The sequence below is a fragment of the Agromyces sp. LHK192 genome (assembly GCF_004006235.1).
GTDB lineage: Bacteria > Actinomycetota > Actinomycetes > Actinomycetales > Microbacteriaceae > Agromyces.
In genome coordinates this window covers 2,523,032-2,538,327 of the sequence record NZ_CP034753.1, presented here as the reverse complement: position 1 = coordinate 2,538,327, position 15,296 = coordinate 2,523,032, and the positions used below count along the sequence as shown (strand labels likewise).

Genomic DNA, 15,296 nt, shown 5'->3' with positions numbered 1-15,296 from the left:
GCCGTGCCCAGGGAACGCGGTCAGAAGGTCGTCGCGACCAACCGCAAGGCGCGTCACGACTACCTCATCGAGGACACCTACGAGGCCGGCATCGTGCTGTCGGGCACCGAGGTGAAGTCGCTGCGCGAGGGCCGCGCGTCGCTCGTCGACGGGTACGCGTTCATCGACGGCGGCGAGATGTGGCTCGACGCCGTGCACATCCCCGAGTACACCGAGGGCACGTGGAACAACCACGCGCCGCGGCGCAAGCGCAAGCTGCTGCTGCACAAGCACGAGATCATCAAGATCAGCCACCGCACCTCGCAAGGCGGGTACACGCTGATCCCGCTGCAGATCTACTTCTCCGACGGCCGCGCGAAGGTCGAGATCGCGATCGCGAAGGGCAAGCGCGAGTACGACAAGCGGCAGGCGCTGCGCGAGAAGCAGGACAAGCGCGAGGCCGACCGCGCCATCGCGAGCCGGCGTCACCTGGGGGAGTGAAGGCCGGGTCGGTCTCCGGGCTCGAACCATCCCCGCTTCCGGTCGGGCGCAACGGCTAGGCTGCTCCGGTGGAGACCTCGACGCGCATCCCCGTACCCGGCACCTACAACTTCCGCGACGTCGGCGGGATGACCGCGGCGACCGGCACCATCAGGCACGGCGTGCTGTACCGGGCCGACGGGCTCGCGCGCCTCGGCGAAGCGGGTCGCGAGCGGCTCGTCGAGCTCGACGTGCGCCGCGTGATCGACCTGCGCGACGACTTCGAGACGGACGCGCTGCCCGACGACGTCGAGGGCCTCGACATCGACCTCGTGCGCCTTCCCGTCTTCGAGGGGTCCGCCCGGTCGCAGTCGCTCGGCTACAGCCTCGACAGCCTCTACGAGCGCATCGTCACGCAGCACGCGGGCGTCGTCGCCGAGGCGATCCGCGACATCGCGACCGAGCGTGACGGCGCGGTCGTCGTGCACTGCACCGCAGGGAAGGACCGTACGGGCGTCGTCGTCGCGCTCGCCCTCCTCGCCGTCGGCGTGGATCGCGAGCAGGTCGTCGCCGACTACGAGGTCACGGAGGCGAACCTCGCCGGCGAATGGCTCGAGGGCATGGTCGCCCTGGTCGGCAGCCACGGCGTCGCGGACTCGCCCGCGCTGCGCATGCTCATGGGCGGCAGTCCCCGTTCGGCGATCGAGAGCGTGATCGACCTGGTCGAGCGCGAGCACAGCTCGGCGCGGGAGTTCCTGCTCGCTTCGGGGGTCACCCTCGACGAGCTCGCCAGCCTCGAGGCGAGGCTCGTCGACGCGGACTGAGCGGCGCGGCCCGGCGCCGGCCGCTGGGGCGGCGATCGCGGCCGTGACCAGGACCGGTCGGATGCCTCAGCCGGCAGGCTCCGCCGTGAATCGCGCGTCGACCCGCGCCTCGATGACGAGGTCGGCCGGTGCGAACTCGGTCGTCGGTGCGCCGCCCGACGGCGGAGCCCCGAACGCGGCCATCGGCATGGCCATGCGCGCCGCGGGCGCCTGCGCGGCCGAGAGCATGCCGTGGTCGGCGAGTTCGACCGGGACCGGGCTCCCTGCGCCCAGCGCGTCGGCGTAGACGCGCGCCTTCGCCACGGCATCCTGCACCGCGGAGCGCTGCGCGCGCTCACGGACGACGGCGAGCGTGGCATCCGTCAGTTGCCAGTCGACGCCGTTCACGGTGAGGTGATCGCGGGTCGCGGTGGTCGCCAGCCATTCGCCGACGCGGTCGAGGTCGCGGAACACGACCTTCACGTCGGCCCGCACCTGGTGCACGAGGGGCAGCCGCTTGCCCTCGGCGTTCCACGGCCGGTGCGACCACACTCGCAGTTGTTCGGCCGACCACTGGTCGAGGGCGCCGGCGACCTCGAGGTCGCGGACCTCGTCGAGGAGCCTGGCGTGGGCGGCGGAGGTGTCGTGCATGACCCTCTCGCGATCGGGGCCGGAGCCGCCGACGCCGATGAAGACGGCGGCGAGTTCGGGGGCGGCACGTTCCTCGGCGCGGCCGGAGACGGCGATCAGGGTGCTCATGGTGCTGCTCCTCGAGGTGACGGAACGATCGTGAAGATCAACCGGGTGGAATGGCGCGGGGGTCGCGCCTGTTCTAGACTGTAAGGCCGCGCACTCCTCACCGGGAGCAGCGCGGGTTGGAAATTCCACAGTGTGCGACGACGGCTCGCCTCCTGTTCAGACAGGGTGGCGCACCCATGGGGATGATCGGTTTCGACATCGCCTGAGTGCCCACGAGAAGCGGGCCGAGGATGCAGGGTTATCTCGTGAACGCTCCCTGCGAACCAATAACTGCCAATAAGAAGCAGTCCGACTTCGCTCTCGCTGCGTAAGCAGAGTCGATAGTCCGTCAGTCCGGGTTCGTTCCCGCCCCGGTCCCTGGCGTCATCTAGGGAACTTGCTGCGCACCGGCGCCTGAACGGTGTGCGGGACTTCTTCAGGCTGGGCTCGTCGACTCGGATGCCTGTGGCAAGAGTCGGAGCCGATGAGAACGCTACACAGGCTGCGCCCGGAGAAAACGTGGAATCCCAGCGTTGGACGGGGGTTCGATTCCCCCCATCTCCACCATCGGCCGTTGTCGCACACGTGTGGACGCGAACGGGCGGCCGGCATCCGAAGATGCCGGCCGCCCGTTCGTCGTCTCCGGTCGGAGGCAGCTCGATTCAGTACGTGCCGCCGAGCGCCTTGTTCTTCAGGGCGTCGTACTCGCCCTGGCTGATGACGCCCTGGTCGAGCAGGTCCTTGGCCTTCGCGATCTCGTCGGCCGGGCTCGCGAACGACACCGAACGGATGTAGTCCTTCGAGTACTCCTGGTACTCCTGCTGCTGCCGCACCGAGCGCTCGGCCATGCCGCGGCCGCGCGCGATGACGTACACCAGGCCGGTGATGAACGGGAAGATCAGCAGGCAGATCAGCCAGACCGCCTTGAGCCAGCCGTTCAACGAGTGGTCGCGGAAGATGTCGATCACGATCGAGATCAGCACCCACAGGTAGGCGATGAATGCGAAGAGCATCACCGAGAACCAGATCCAGTCCCAGAGCGTCGCGAAGAACCCCATCGAACATCCCCTCTCCTCGGCGGGATGCCGGATGCCCCCGCCTAGGCGTCACGCTAGTGCATGCGGCGCCGCGGCAGGTAGCACCGCGGCGGCGCGGAGCAGTTCGGTGGCCCGCCGTACTGCGGGGTTGGTGCGTGCGGAGCGTGCCACGCGGAGCATGATCCGCCGGCGGACCTCGGCATCTGCGATGGGAACGGCCGTGACGCCCGCCGGCAGCAGGTGTGCGCCGAGGCGTGGCACGACGGTGACCCCGACACCCGCGGCGACGTAGTCGAACGACGACGGATAGTCGGATGCCTGGACCCGGAAGCGCGGGGCGAAGCCGCGAGCGCGGCAGGCCGTGATCAGGATCTCGCGGCACGGTCCGCGGGCGATGTCGTTGTCGATCCAGTCCGCATCGCGGAGCTCGTTCAGCTCGACCCGCTCGCGGCCGACGAGCGGATGCCCCGCGGGGAGCACGGCGAGGTAGTCCTCGGTGCGCAGGTGCTCGACGTCGTAGCCGTCGGCGGAGCCGTCGGCGACGGCGGGATCGCGGTCGCCGCGCACGGCCTCGGCGATGAACACGTCCAGATCGAGCTCGACAGGCCGGTCGCCGCGCAGTTCGGCGAGGCTCAGTTCGATGCGCAGGTCGGGGAAGTCGTCGACGACGCCGGCGACGACGCGGGGCATCCACACCCGGTTGGCCGACATGAAGGCCCCGATGCGGAGCACCCCGCTGCGACCCGCGCGCAGGTCGTCGGCGAGGTGCTCGAGGTCGGTGAGCTGGTCGAGCACGCGCGTCGCGCGTTCGGCGACGGCGATGCCGGCGGCCGTGGGCTGGATGCCCCGGCCCCGACGTTCGACGAGGACGAGGCCCGTCTCGCGTTGGAGGGCGCTCACGTGCTGGCTGATCGCCGACGGCGTGTACCCGAGGCGGGTCGCCGCCCCGTTGATCGAGCCGGATTGCACGACGGCGCGGAAGACGCGGAGGCGGGTGGGGTCCATATCCGAATCGTACAGCGATGCTTACGAGTCAAAAAGAATCATTCGCTGGTGCTGAACAAATGGTGCGGCGAAGCTGGAGCATATGAGCGAACGCCGCACGACCCATGACCTCACGCCCCGATCGGTGCCGCCCACGCCCCATGCGCCGACCACGAGTGCGCCGATGACGGGCGAGCCGGCCACGGGTCGCGCGTCGTGGCGGGTGACGGTCGCCATGCTGATCGTGCTGTTGCTCTGGGCATCCGCGTTCATCGCCATCCGCGGCATCGGCGACGCGCTCTCGCCCGGCGCGCTCGCCCTCGCCCGACAGGCCGTCGGCGCGATCGTGCTGGCCGGCTACGCCCTGTGGCGGCGCCCGCCGTTCCCGCGCGGTCGTGGGCTCGTGCTCGTGATCGTCTACGGGCTGCTGTGGTTCGCCGGCTACACGCTCGCGCTCAACCTCGCCGAGCGGCACCTCGACGCGGGCACCACGGCCATGCTCGTCAACATCGCACCGCTGCTCGTCGCCGTCGTCGCGGGCGTGGTGCTGAAGGAGGGGTTCCCCCGCCCGCTCATGGTCGGCATCGGCGTCGCGTTCACGGGAGTCGTGCTCATCGCATCGGGAGGAGTCGGCCCGCACAGCGAGCCGATCGGCATCGCGCTCGGCCTGATCGCCGCTGCCCTCTACGCCTCGGGCGTGCTGGTGCAGAAGGTCGCGCTCCGCACGACGGATGCGCTCGGCGCGACGTGGGTCGGTTGTGCAGCCGGTGCCGTCGCGCTGCTGCCGTTCCTTCCGCAACTGGTCGGCGAACTGCCGGATGCCCCGCCCGCGGCCGTCGCCGGCGCCGTCTACCTCGGGATCTTCCCGACCGCGGTCGCGTTCGTGCTGTGGGCGTACGTGCTGCAGCGCAGCACGGCGGGGGCCACCGCGTCGGCGACCCTCGCCGTGCCGGCGATCGTGGTGCTCATGTCATGGCTGCTCCTGGGCGAGCTGCCCACGATGCTCGGCCTGATCGGCGGCGTGCTGTGCGTCGCTGGCGTCGCGTGGAGCCGGCGACGCCCGCGGTCAGCGGTCCGCTGAGCGGTCGGCCGCCGCACCGGTCGGAGCGTCTGCGTCAGGAGTGACCGCGACGGGATCGAGCGCGCTCGCGGCGGCATCCGAACCGTGCTTCCGGGACGCGGCCGCCGTGCGCTGCTCCGCCTCGAGGCGCTCGGCCTCCTCGCCGCCGATCGCCTCGCCGCGCGCGACGAGCCCGGCGACGTCCGACAGCGGGATCTCCTTGAGGAACAGGGCCAGCACGAACGCGACCGCCATGAACGGCACGAGGTACCAGAAGACGGGGGCCAGCGCGTCGGCGTACGCCGTCACGATCGAGTCGCGAACCGCGTCGGGCAGGTCGTTCATGGCCGCGGGGTCGATGGTCGCCGCGGCCTGCGACGCCTGGTCGGCCGACGCGCCCGCACCCGTGAACGCGGCGAGCAGGTTCTCGGTGAGCCGGCTCGTGAAGATCGCGCCGAACACCGCGATGCCGAGCGCCGCACCCGCCTCGCGGAAGTAGTTGTTCGAGCTCGTCGCGGTGCCGATCTGCGAGGCCGGCACGGAGTTCTGGGCGACGAGCACGACCACCTGCATGACTAGGCCGAGGCCCGCGCCGAACAGGAACAGGTAGACGCAGATCAGCCAGATCGGCGTGTCGGCGGACAGCGTGGTCATCAGGACCATCGTGACGCCGGTGATCAGCGTGCCGAGGATCGGGTAGATCTTGTACTTCCCGGTCTTCGTGATCGCGAGGCCCGACGTGATCGACGTGCCCATGACGCCGACCATCATCGGGATCATCAACAGGCCGGATGCCGCGGCCGAGGTGCCCGACGCCATCTGCAGGAACGTCGGGATGAAGCCGATCGCCGCGAACATGCCGATGCCGATGACGAAGCCGATGAGCGTCGTGGTGACGAAGACCGGGTTCTTGAACAGCGAGAGCGGCATGACGGGGTCGACGGCGCGCGACTCGGTGAGCACGAACAGGGCGATCGCGACGAGCAGGCCCGCGCCCCACGCCCAGGTGACGGGGTCGTCCCAGCCGTGTTCGCGGTCGCCGCCGAAGTCCGTGAAGAAGATGAGGCAGGTGGTGGCGATCGAGAGGAACACCACGCCCAGCCAGTCGATCGGCGCCGTCGCCTTCTTGCTCGGCAGCTTCAGCGCGAACACCGCGATGAGGAACGCAGCGATGCCGACGGGGATGTTGATGTAGAACGCCCACTGCCACGTCAGGTGGTCGACGAAGAAGCCGCCGAGGAGCGGGCCGGCGACCGCCGAGAGCCCGAAGATCGCGCCGAGCGGGCCGAGGTACTTGCCGCGCTCGTTGGCGGGCACGATGTCGGCGATGATGGCCTGCGAGAGGATCATGAGCCCGCCGCCGCCGAGGCCCTGCATGGCGCGGAACACGACGAACGACCAGAAGTCGCCGGCGAAGGCGCATCCGATCGACGCGAGCGTGAAGATCGCGATCGCCACGAGGAACAGGTTGCGCCGGCCCAGGATGTCGCCGAACTTGCCGTAGATCGGCATGACGATCGTGGTCGCGAGGATGTAGGCGCTCGTGATCCACACCTGGTGCTCGACGCCGCCGAGCTCGCCGACGAGGGTCGGCATCGCGGTGGAGACGATCGTCTGGTCGAGGCTCGACAGCAGCATGCCGGCGATCAGGGCGGAGAAGATGATCCAGATGCGGCGCTGGGTGAGCAGCATCGGCCCGTCGCCGGGGGCGACGACGGGGGTGGAGGCGGTGGCGGTCATCGGGTGCTTTCGGGGTCGTGTTCTCGGTTCGGGATCTGGGTGGCCGCGTCCGTCGGTGGGTGTGCGGGGCGGTGTGGTGCCGGCGCGGCGGACTAGGCGGTCTGCGTCGCGAACAGCTGGGCGGCATCACCGACGAGCTGCGCGAGCACCTCGGCGAACGGCTCCGGATGCTCGAGATCGAGCGAGCGCGGCACGGCGACGCGGCCGAGATGCGCGACGATCTGCACGGCGACGGCGGCGAGCGGATGCCCCGGCGCGAGCCCTTCACGCGCCTCGACGAGGGCGACGTCCTTCTCCTCGTCGCGGCGTCCGCGATCGATCATGTGGGCGATCAGCCGCGGCTCGCGCTCGGCGGCCGCCGTGAGCTCGGCGGCGGACTCCTGGTCGAGTCCGTGGATCGACCAGCGCTCGCCGTGGAGCGCGGCGAGGTCGGCGAGGAGCGTGGGGGAGAGGGTGCCGGGCGGCAGGCCCTCGGGTCGGCGTTCGAGGAAGCGCTGGTCGGCGTGCGCGAGGTCGAGGTCGATCGCGAAGCCGAGCACCGCGTCCTCCTTCGACGCGAAGTAGTTGAAGAACGTGCGTCGCGAGACGCCGGCCTGCTCGCACAGTTCCTCGACGGTGAAGCCGTTCAGCCCGTGCTCGGCCGTCGCTCGGCGTGCCAGCGAGATGAGGGCACGCGTCGTCTCGGCGCGACGCCGCTCGCGCGGGGACGCGAGGGTCGTTGCACTTTCGGACATGAAGTGCATTGTTGCACTTTCTCATCCAAAGTGCACATCACCACTACAGGCCCGAGCCGGCGAGCGTCCCCTCGACGGCCGTGGAGGGATCCCACACCGCGCAGACGACCCGTCGATCGCCTTCGGCCCAGGACTGCTCGGACGGATGGTATGTCGTCACGTCGAGGCGCGACTGCGCGAACGGGATGCCCACGAACGCGGCGAAGCGGTCGATGCATCCGGCACGGGCGGCATCGAAGACGGCGTCATCGCCCGCATAGGCCTCACCGCTGAGCGCGAATTCCGCATAGACCTCGTCGTCGTGGAGTTGCTCGCACGGCACGAGGCTCTTCCGCAGGTCCGTCTGCGCCTTCGTCACGTCGAAGCAGTCCCCGACCTGCGGGGCGTAGGCGGCGGGCGGTGCCGGGATGGCGGAGGCGGGATCCGGCTCCGTCGTCGGCACCGGAGCCGTCGCGCTCGGTGACGCTGTCCTCGCCGCCGGCGAAGTCTCCGCCCGGTCGTCGGCTGCGGGGGTGCATCCTGCGGCGAGCAGGCCCAGTAGCACCGCTGCGACGGCGCCGGCCGAGCCCCCTGCGGAAGAGCACCTGCGTGTACGGCGTGTCATCCGGTTTCGCGGCCGTTCCTCAGCGCAGCGCCTCGAGCACCCCGTCGTGCAGCAGGCCGTTCGTGGCCAGTGCACTGCCATGGCCCGGCCCACGCTCGCCCATGATCGACGTGAATCGACCGCCGGCCTCCTCGACGATCGGGATCAGCGCCGCCAGGTCGTACGTCTTCACGTCGAACTCGCCCGTGATGTCGATCAGCCCCTCGGCGAGCAGCATGTACGACCACACGTCGCCGTAGGCCCGGTCGCGCCACACCCGCTCCGACAGCGCCAGCAGGCGGTCGAGGTAACCCGCACCGCGCCATTGCGCGAGGCTCTGGAAGCTGAGCGACGCATCGCCGAGATCGGCCACGTTCGACACCCGGATGCCCCGCGGCTCGGCGCCCGGGGCATCCGTCGTCCACGCGCCGCCGCCGCGCGTCGCCCACCAGCGGCGACCCATCGCGGGGGAGGCGACGACGCCGAGCACCGGCTCGCCGTCGATCGCGAGCGCGATGAGCGTGCCCCACACGGGCACGCCGCGAAGGAAGTTCGCGGTGCCGTCGATCGGGTCGATGATCCACTGCCGCCGGCCCGAACCCTCGGTGCCGAACTCCTCGCCCAGCACGCCGTCGTCGGGCCGAGCGTCGGCGAGGCCGTCGCGGATCGCACGCTCGACCGCGAGGTCCGCCTCGGTCACGGGCGTGCGGTCGGGCTTCGTCGACACCTCGAGGTCGACGGCGCGGAACCGTTCGAGCGAGATCGCGTCGGCTCGGTCGGCCAGCGCGAGGGCGAGGGCGAGATCGTCGGCGAGGCCGGGTTCGGTGGTCACCGGATCAGGCTATCCCGTGCCGTCGGCATCGACCCGGCGGCAGGATGGATCGCCGCACGCCACGCCGGTGGCGGCGCTCGATTGGCGCTGACCCCGGTCGACCTGCTAACGTAATCCCTCGGTTCGGGGTTGAGAAAATCGCCCGGAATCAACGCACCTCTAGCTCAATCGGCAGAGCAACTGACTCTTAATCAGTGGGTTCAGGGTTCAAGTCCCTGGGGGTGCACCACCGGCCCCGTCGCATCGCGACGGGGCCGTTCTCGTTCCCGCCCGGTCGCTGGTCAGTCGTCGAATCCGCGCGCGACGAGCGCCTCGCCGAGGTGCTCGGCCGTGCGCAGCGCGCGCACGATCACGGGCACCGCGAGGGCCCGGATCGACCCCTCGGCGCCGCGCGCCTTGCGCGCTTCAAGCACCTCGCGCACGAGCTCGGCCAAGAGCGGCACGCAGCGGATCGTGAGGGCGAGCGCGAGCCCCACGCGGTCGGGGTCGAGCCACCGGCGGAACGGGCGCAGCAGCACCCGCATGGCGTCGAGGGTCGCCGAGACCGGGGTCGTCAGCGAGTACAGCCCGGCGAGCGCGACGGCGAGCAGGAGGCGGGCCGCCATCACCGCTGCGGCCTCCCAGCCGCCGAAGAGCACCTGGAGCGGCACCGCGATCGCCAGCGCCCACAGGATCGGCGAGACCTGCCGCCAGGCCAGTCGCGGCGGGATGCGGGCGATCGCGAACGCCGCGACGACGGCGACGGATGCCCCGCCGAGCCACAACAGCGAGCCGGTGAGGGCGATCGCGGTGACCGCGACAGCCAGCAGACCGAGCTTCGCGAGCGCGGGGAGCCGGTGCAGCAGCGTGTCGCCCGGGTGGAAGACGCCGATCATGGACTGGTCATCCGATCACCCGATGAGCGCCCGGTAGGCGTCGAGCGCGGCGGATGCCTCGCCGTCGGCGACCACGCGGCCCTGCTCCATCACGATCACCCGGTCGAACGACTCGAGCAGCTCGAGCTGGTGGCTGACGACGACGAGCTGTTGGTCGAGGGACTCGAAGTGCTCCGCGACCCGTCGGGCGTTGCGCGCGTCGAGCAGCGTCGTCGGCTCGTCGGCCACGAGGATCGCCGGTTCGGCGACCAGCACCGCGGCGATCGCGAGCAGTTGCTTCTGCCCGCCCGACAGCTTGTGCGCGGGGCGGTCGGCGAGGTCCGCGATGCCCGCGCGCTCGAGCGCGGCGTCGACGCGGGCGGCGGCATCCGCTGCCGGCAGGCGGTGTCGGCGCAGGGTGAACGCGACGTCCTCGCGGACCGTCGGCATGACGATCTGCGTGTCGGCGTTCGTGAAGACGAACCCGACACGGCGGCGCACGTCGCGCCCGTTGCGGGCGACGTCGAGGCCGTCGACGAGCACACGGCCCTGCGTCGGAGTGACGAGGCCGTTGATCATGCGCGCGAGCGTGGACTTTCCCGACCCGTTCGCGCCGACGATGCCGATCCGCCGCTCGCGGAGCACGAGCGACACCTCGTCGACGACGACGGTGTCGTCGAAGCGGTGGCTCACGCCGTCGAACACGATCTCGCTCATGCCACCCGCTCCACGATCATCGCCACGCCCTGGCCGCCGCCGATCGAGCAGGCGGCGAGTCCCGGCCGGTCGTCGTCGTCGGCGCGCAGCATCCGCGCAGCGAGGCGCACCAGCAGCACCGAGCCCGAAGCGCCCCACGGATGCCCGAGCGCGATGGCCCCGCCGTCGGCGCTGATGAGCTCCTCGTCGAGGCCGAGTTCGTCGCTGACCGCCAGCACCTGCGCGGCGAACGCCTCGGTGATCTCCACGAACCCCAGGTCGGATGCCGCGAGCCCCGCCCGCTCGAGCGCGCGTCGTGCCGCGGGTGCCGCGCCGAGCCCTGGCAGGGCGGGGTCGCCGGCGGCGACGGTCGCGGCGACGACGCGCAGCGCGGGGAGTCCGAGTTCGCGCGCGACCTCAGCCGTCGTCACAGCCATGGCCGCGGCGCCGTCGGAGAACCCGCACGAGTTGCCGGCCGTGACCGTGCCGCGACCGGTGCGCAGCACGTCGTCGTCGTCGACGTCCGGCGCGAACACGGGCGCGAAGCGCGCGAGGCGCTCGAGATCCATGCCCGCGCGCGGACGGTCGTCGCGGACGACGCCGTTAACCTCGACGATCTCGTGGTCGAAGACCCCTGCCGCCTGTGCCCGCGCGGCGAGCGCGTGCGAGCGTGCCGCCCAGGCATCCTGTCGGTCGCGTGTGATGCCGCGCACCGCGGCCAGCACGTCGGCCGCAGGCCCCATGTCGGGGTCGGGATGCCCGGCGGGCGCGAACGGTGCGCGCGAGTAGCGGTCGCCCGTGCCGGGCCACATCCGGTGCGGCGCGGTCGACGCCGACTCCGCACCTCCGGCGAGCACGAGCTGCGCGTCGCCCGCACGGACCCTCGCGGCTGCCTGCAGCACGGCGTCGAGTCCCGAGCCGCACTGCCGGTCGACCGTGACGCCGGGCACGTCGGCCCCCAGGCCGGCGCGGAGCGCCGCGACGCGGGCGACGTCGCCGCCCGGCCCCATGCAGTTCCCGAGCACCACGTCGTCGATCGGCAGCCCGGCCGGTGCGACGGCGCGTGCGACCTCGGCGAGCACGGCCGCGGCGAGCGCGTCGACGGTGTGCGTCGCGAACCCGCGCCCGGCGGTCGCGATCGCCGTGCGTCCCGCCGCGACCAGCACGGGTGCGCCGGTCATCGTGCGGCCTCGGCTTCGTGAGTCGGAGGGGTTTCGTGCGTCGAGGAGGCCTCGTGAGTCGTAGCGCCGTCGTGCGTCGACTCGGCGAGGATCTCCTCGCGCAAGACTCCGCGGGCGACCTTGCCCGAGGCCGTTCGGGGCAGCTGGCGCACGACCCAGCGCCGGGGGAGCTCGCTCGAGGCGAGCACCGACCTCGCGAGGGCAGCGACGCGGTCGACGCCGATACCCGCGGCGAGCTCGACGACCGCGACGACGCGTTCGCCGAGCAGCTCGTGCGGTTCGCCGATGACGGCTGCGGCCTCGACGCCCGGGATGCCGGTGAGCCGGGCCTCGACGTCCTCGGCGAGCACGGTCGCGCCCGCGGTGACGATGGCCGCGTCGGCCCGGCCGAGCACGCGCACGCCGCCGCGCCCGTCGGCCTCGGCGAGGTCGCCGACGGTCGCGAAGCCGCGCGCGTCGCGACGGAGCATGCCCGGCCCGAGTTCGCCGCCGCCGACCGCGTCGAGCGCGAGATACGGGGAACTCGCCCAAAGCTCCGTGCCGGCGTGCGGTGCCGAGCGGGCGTGCGGTGCCGGGCCGAGGGCGCGATCGCGCAGCTCGACCTCCACGCCCGGGAACGCGCGGAGCGACCCGTCGGTGCCGCCCAGCACGAACGACAGTTCGGCGGCGCCGTAGTACTCCACGAGCCGGATGCCCCGCTCGACCGCGCGCTCCCGCAGCGCGGGTGCGAGAGCGGCGCCCGCGACGACCACGACCCCGGGCGTCGTCGCGTCGCCGTCGAGCATCCGGTGCAGACGCGTCGGCGTGGCGTGCGCGACGGTGGCGCGCTCGGCGGTGTCGACGACGGTCGCGCCCATCCGCAGCGCGTGCAGCACGGCGTACAGGTGCATCGAGACGTGCAGCGGGCCGGTCGCCACGACGCGGTCGGCGCTGCCGATGCCCGCCAACTCGGCCAGCGGTTCGGCGGAGGCGAGCCAGGACTCGTTCGTGCGGGCGATCACCCGCGGCATCCCGTCCGCGCCGCTGGAGCCCGACGTCAGCAGGCCGAGCTCGGTGCGCGCGGGCAGCAGCGGCGTGAGCCGGGCGGCCTCATCGTCGGATGCGCCGACGATGACCGGCCGCCCGCGGTCGAGGGCCGCCAGCACGGTCGTGACGAACACGACGGGATCGACGCCCGCGGGGCATCCGATCGCGCCGTCGCCCTCGGGGAGCCGCGCCGCGCCGACCAGTCGCGCGAGGTCGGCGTACCGCACGACGTCGCCCCCGAACGAGAGGGCGACGTCGTGCGGTGCGCCGTGGAGCCAGTCGCTCATGCTGCGCCGGATGCCTCCGCGCCCGGCTTCGCCGCTCGCGCCCACGGCCACGGGCGGGGCGTGATGAGCCCCGGCCAGGCACGGTGCACGCCCTTGGCGACGAGCACGGTGACGACGACCTTGGCGATGTCGCCCGGGAGGAACACCGCCGATCCGGCGAACGCGACGCCGATCGGGGTGCCCGTGATGGCGGCGAAGATCGGCACGCCGAACAGGTAGATCACGACGATGCCGCCGAGCGCGGTCCACAGCAGCGCGGGCACGAGGCGGTAGCGGGGGAGCAGGCGAGCGGTCGCCCAGCCGATGACGGCGACGCCGGCGAGCCAGCCGACGAGGTATCCGACGGACGGGGCGACGAACACCCCGATGCCGCCGCGGCCGCCGGACAGCAGCGGCAGCCCGGCGGCGACGAGCACGATCAGCAGCAGCACCGACAGGAACCCCTTGCGGGCGCCCAGGATCGCGCCGGCGAGCATGACGCCGAGCGTCTGGAACGTGATCGGCACCGCCGTGCCGCCGAGGTACAGGGCGCCCGGCAGGCCGAGGGCCGCGATCACGGCGGCGAACACGGCGATCTGCCCGAGGTCGGTCGCGGTCGACCGGCGCTTGCGCGGAGCGGGCGCAGCGGTCGTCGGCGCAGCGGTCGCGGCCGGGGCGGGCGACGCGGCCCGGGACTCGGCGGGCGCGGGTTCGGTCGGCATGGTTCCCCTGTTCGGTCGTGGTCGGGCGGTGTGCCCGGGCATCACGCTACGAACCGGCGCGGGGTCGGCGCAGAAGACGACCTACAAGATTCCGGTGCGGACCTTGTACGGGGAGTGGTCAGGCTGCGGAGTCGAGCCGGGCCGGGGCGATCGAGCGCACGTCGTCGTCGTCGGTGTCGGCATCGACGCGCGTCGCCGGGTCGGCCCACACGATGAGCGGCGCGGGCTCCCAGCCGAGTGCCATGGACTCCTCGCCCTGCGGCACCACGACGGCGACCTGCTCGCGCTCCTCGAGGATGACGCGGGTGAGGTCGGCGGCGATCTGGTGGGTCACGACCGCGTCGAAGATGCGATCGGTGCCCTGCGGGGTGCGGCGCACGAGGGCCCACTGGCCGTTGCCGCCGATGAACTCCGCGAGTTTCGCGTTCAGGAGTTCGAAGATGTGTTCACCGCGGAGGTCCGCAGCCGATTCTCGCGGCTTCGGTGCGACGTGGGCGGCGGTCTCGGCGACGAGACGTGCGCGGCGGCGCCAGCGGCGGAACATCAGCGGCCCCTTTCGGTGGTACGACACGGGCGGCAGGGTGCCCGTCTGCACAGTCTGGAGCACGCGAAAGGTCGCGCGCGAACTGACACGCCGAGGGCCGTCGGACCGGCGGGCGGAGAGCGTGCGGGTCGCTCGGTCAGAGCTCCAGTTCGCCGTCGCGGGCCTCTTCGGCGACGGTGCCGATCGCGATCGCGAGACTGGCCGCCCAGGAGATCCACATGAGCACGAGGCGCCAGTCGCGGGGGCCTGCGGTGGTGGCGCGCAGGACGCCGACGCCGCTGAAGATCGCGCTGATGACCGCGCCGCTGAACAGGTACTTGCGCATGCCGCCACGCTACCGCCTCGTGACGGGGTGCTGGGAGAACGCCCCGAATCTGACCGATCGGACAGACCCTGACCGATCGGTCAACTAGCGTCGGAGGATGCCCTCCACACCAGCGCCCTCACGCGTGCGCGCGGCCGACGAGCTCAAGCACGTCGCACTCGAGCAGTTCGCCGCGGTCGGATTCGGCGCAACGTCGCTGCAGACGATCGCCGACCACGCCGGATACTCGAAGTCGAGCGTGCTGTACCACTTCGCTTCGAAGGAGGCGTTGCTCGATGCGGCCGTGGAACCCGCGGTCGTCGAGTTCGAGCGGCTCGTGGACGAGTTCGTGGTCGCCGGCGACCAGGCCCGCCGCCGTCTGCTGGTCGACCAGGTGGTCGACCTCCTCCTCGCGCATCGCGAGGCCGTGCACGTCTTCCTGATCCAGGGCCAGAGCCTCGGGGAACTCCCCATCATCGTGCGGGCGAACACCGCCGTGCGACGCCTCGCGGCCGCCATCTGCCACGATCGGGCATCCGTGACCGAACAGGTCAGGTTCGGGGTGGGCCTCGGCGGCGCCGCGTTCCTGCTGACCGCCGGACGCGCCTTCGACGACCCCGGATCGACGACGTCCGACGACGAGCTCCGCGACGCGCTCCGCGAGGTGCTCGCGGAGCTGCTCGACCCGATCTCCATGTCGATCGTCGATCGACCCGCCGACCAGAACTGAGGA

The 15,296-nt window shown here is 71.8% G+C and carries 18 protein-coding genes, 1 tRNA gene and 1 other RNA gene; 6 read left to right on the top strand and 14 right to left on the bottom strand.

From position 1 onward, the window contains the following. Nucleotides 1-3 precede the first annotated feature (3 nt). Nucleotides 4-480: an SsrA-binding protein SmpB gene (gene smpB / locus ELQ40_RS11420; protein ID WP_127793796.1), complete on the top strand. Its 477-nt coding sequence runs from the start codon at nt 4-6 to the stop codon at nt 478-480. 68 nt (nt 481-548) lie between these two features. Further along, on the top strand, nt 549-1,283 hold the full coding sequence (locus tag ELQ40_RS11415) for a tyrosine-protein phosphatase (RefSeq protein WP_240665756.1): 735 nt from the start codon (nt 549-551) through the stop codon (nt 1,281-1,283). Between the two features lie 66 nt (nt 1,284-1,349). Here the strand turns inward: ELQ40_RS11415 and ELQ40_RS11410 are convergent, their stop codons facing one another. After that, complete coding sequence (locus tag ELQ40_RS11410) at nt 1,350-2,021, bottom strand: SIMPL domain-containing protein (protein ID WP_127793795.1); 672 nt, start codon at nt 2,019-2,021, stop codon at nt 1,350-1,352. Nucleotides 2,022-2,199: 178 nt separating this feature from the next. Between ELQ40_RS11410 and ssrA the strand changes: the two genes are divergently transcribed. Beyond that, nucleotides 2,200-2,567, top strand: a transfer-messenger RNA (tmRNA) gene (gene ssrA / locus ELQ40_RS11405). A 95-nt stretch (nt 2,568-2,662) separates the two neighbouring features. Here ssrA and ELQ40_RS11400 read toward each other — a convergent pair. Together ELQ40_RS11400 and ELQ40_RS11395 are read right to left on the bottom strand one after the other, a co-directional pair. Continuing rightward, a complete protein-coding gene (locus tag ELQ40_RS11400) occupies nt 2,663-3,058 on the bottom strand; it encodes an SHOCT domain-containing protein (RefSeq protein WP_127793794.1) in 396 nt (131 codons plus the stop codon). Between the two features lie 48 nt (nt 3,059-3,106). After that, the gene (locus ELQ40_RS11395; RefSeq protein ID WP_127793793.1) at nt 3,107-4,042 is read right to left on the bottom strand and encodes a LysR family transcriptional regulator; all 936 of its coding nucleotides are present in this window, start codon (nt 4,040-4,042) and stop codon (nt 3,107-3,109) included. 163 nt (nt 4,043-4,205) lie between these two features. Here ELQ40_RS11395 and ELQ40_RS11390 point away from each other — a divergent pair, with 163 nt between their 5' ends. After that, on the top strand, nt 4,206-5,102 hold the full coding sequence (locus ELQ40_RS11390; protein ID WP_127795268.1) for a DMT family transporter: 897 nt from the start codon (nt 4,206-4,208) through the stop codon (nt 5,100-5,102). Here the strand turns inward: ELQ40_RS11390 and ELQ40_RS11385 are convergent. The 4 genes from ELQ40_RS11385 to ELQ40_RS11370 form a co-directional block, all read right to left on the bottom strand. Next, a complete protein-coding gene (locus ELQ40_RS11385) occupies nt 5,088-6,821 on the bottom strand; it encodes an MDR family MFS transporter (RefSeq protein WP_127793792.1) in 1,734 nt (577 codons plus the stop codon). The two genes, ELQ40_RS11390 and ELQ40_RS11385, sit on opposite strands and share 15 nt — an antisense overlap. A gap of 92 nt (nt 6,822-6,913) precedes the next feature. Further along, nucleotides 6,914-7,555, bottom strand: a complete 642-nt coding sequence (locus ELQ40_RS11380) for a TetR/AcrR family transcriptional regulator (protein WP_127793791.1) — start codon at nt 7,553-7,555, stop codon at nt 6,914-6,916. 43 nt (nt 7,556-7,598) lie between these two features. Beyond that, entirely contained in the window at nt 7,599-8,099 is a 501-nt protein-coding gene (locus ELQ40_RS11375) for a septum formation family protein (RefSeq protein ID WP_164863557.1), read from the bottom strand. A 79-nt stretch (nt 8,100-8,178) separates the two neighbouring features. Then, complete coding sequence (locus tag ELQ40_RS11370) at nt 8,179-8,970, bottom strand: inositol monophosphatase family protein (RefSeq protein ID WP_127793789.1); 792 nt, start codon at nt 8,968-8,970, stop codon at nt 8,179-8,181. A gap of 153 nt (nt 8,971-9,123) precedes the next feature. On the opposite strand from ELQ40_RS11370, the gene ELQ40_RS11365 reads away from it, so the two are divergent. Continuing rightward, nucleotides 9,124-9,199, top strand: a tRNA-Lys gene (locus ELQ40_RS11365). 52 nt (nt 9,200-9,251) lie between these two features. Here the strand turns inward: ELQ40_RS11365 and ELQ40_RS11360 are convergent. The 7 genes from ELQ40_RS11360 to ELQ40_RS11330 all read right to left on the bottom strand — a co-directional run bounded on the left by ELQ40_RS11360 (nt 9,252) and on the right by ELQ40_RS11330 (nt 14,584). Beyond that, nucleotides 9,252-9,845 (bottom strand): energy-coupling factor transporter transmembrane protein EcfT, encoded by a 594-nt coding sequence (locus tag ELQ40_RS11360; RefSeq protein ID WP_127793788.1) that lies wholly within the window; start codon nt 9,843-9,845, stop codon nt 9,252-9,254. A gap of 15 nt (nt 9,846-9,860) precedes the next feature. Then, the gene (locus tag ELQ40_RS11355; protein WP_127793787.1) at nt 9,861-10,541 is read right to left on the bottom strand and encodes an energy-coupling factor ABC transporter ATP-binding protein; all 681 of its coding nucleotides are present in this window, start codon (nt 10,539-10,541) and stop codon (nt 9,861-9,863) included. After that, a complete protein-coding gene (locus ELQ40_RS11350; RefSeq protein ID WP_127793786.1) occupies nt 10,538-11,701 on the bottom strand; it encodes a thiolase family protein in 1,164 nt (387 codons plus the stop codon). Before ELQ40_RS11350 ends, ELQ40_RS11355 begins: the two co-directional genes overlap by 4 nt. Then, on the bottom strand, nt 11,698-13,014 hold the full coding sequence (locus ELQ40_RS11345; RefSeq protein ID WP_127793785.1) for an AMP-binding protein: 1,317 nt from the start codon (nt 13,012-13,014) through the stop codon (nt 11,698-11,700). Before ELQ40_RS11345 ends, ELQ40_RS11350 begins: the two co-directional genes overlap by 4 nt. Then, the gene (locus tag ELQ40_RS11340; RefSeq protein ID WP_127793784.1) at nt 13,011-13,715 is read right to left on the bottom strand and encodes a biotin transporter BioY; all 705 of its coding nucleotides are present in this window, start codon (nt 13,713-13,715) and stop codon (nt 13,011-13,013) included. Before ELQ40_RS11340 ends, ELQ40_RS11345 begins: the two co-directional genes overlap by 4 nt. A gap of 118 nt (nt 13,716-13,833) precedes the next feature. Further along, a complete protein-coding gene (locus ELQ40_RS11335) occupies nt 13,834-14,286 on the bottom strand; it encodes a hypothetical protein (RefSeq protein ID WP_127793783.1) in 453 nt (150 codons plus the stop codon). Between the two features lie 109 nt (nt 14,287-14,395). Further along, on the bottom strand, nt 14,396-14,584 hold the full coding sequence (locus ELQ40_RS11330; RefSeq protein ID WP_127793782.1) for a hypothetical protein: 189 nt from the start codon (nt 14,582-14,584) through the stop codon (nt 14,396-14,398). A gap of 97 nt (nt 14,585-14,681) precedes the next feature. Here ELQ40_RS11330 and ELQ40_RS11325 point away from each other — a divergent pair, with 97 nt between their 5' ends. Further along, nucleotides 14,682-15,293 (top strand): TetR/AcrR family transcriptional regulator, encoded by a 612-nt coding sequence (locus ELQ40_RS11325; protein ID WP_127793781.1) that lies wholly within the window; start codon nt 14,682-14,684, stop codon nt 15,291-15,293. The last annotated feature ends 3 nt before the right edge of the window (nt 15,294-15,296 follow it).